This window comes from Streptococcus oralis, assembly GCF_003943415.1.
Classification (GTDB): Bacteria; Bacillota; Bacilli; order Lactobacillales; family Streptococcaceae; genus Streptococcus; species Streptococcus oralis_BJ.
Genome location: NZ_RJPK01000037.1, coordinates 1 through 596, shown reverse-complemented (window position 1 = coordinate 596; position 596 = coordinate 1). Strand labels below are relative to the sequence as shown.

Genomic DNA, 596 nt, shown 5'->3' with positions numbered 1-596 from the left:
TAGTAAGGGTGAGCCAACAAGCGAATCTAAGCCAGAGTTTAACCTTCCTAGCTACCTTGAATCTGTAAGTGCAAGTGAGTCAGTTTCACTCAGCAAGTCAGTAAGTGTATCATTGAGCGATAGTACTTCTACTTCAATCAGCGCAAGTGAGTCAGTCTCAACAAGCGCAAGCTTGAGTGACAGCATTTCTGCCTCAATCAGTGCAAGCAACAACTCAGGTAGTGGTTCAGGTTCAACAAGCACAAGCAATGGCTCAGCTAGTCAATCAGCTAGCGCATCAGTATCTGCAAGTCAAAGCACTTCAGCGTCTGTATCAGCTAGCCAATCAGCTTCAGCTTCAATCAGTGCAAGCAACAACTCAGATAGTGGTTCAGGTTCAACAAGTACAAGCAATGGTTCAGGCGATGCCTCAACTTCAGCAAGTACTTCAGTAAGCTTGAGCAACAGCGTAAGTGCTTCAATCAGCACAAGTGAATCAGTTTCAACAAGCACAAGCTTGAGCAATAGCGCAAGTACCTCAGCTAGCTTGTCTGACAGTGCTTCAATCTCAAGTGCATTGAACCACTCACAAGCTCCTGCCCAACAACCTGCTGGAC

1 pseudogene is annotated in these 596 nt (G+C 46.0%); it reads left to right on the top strand.

Going from position 1 to position 596, the window contains the following annotated elements:
* Positions 1-596, top strand: a pseudogene (locus tag D8801_RS09745) (accessory Sec-dependent LPXTG-anchored adhesin); the annotation flags it as partial.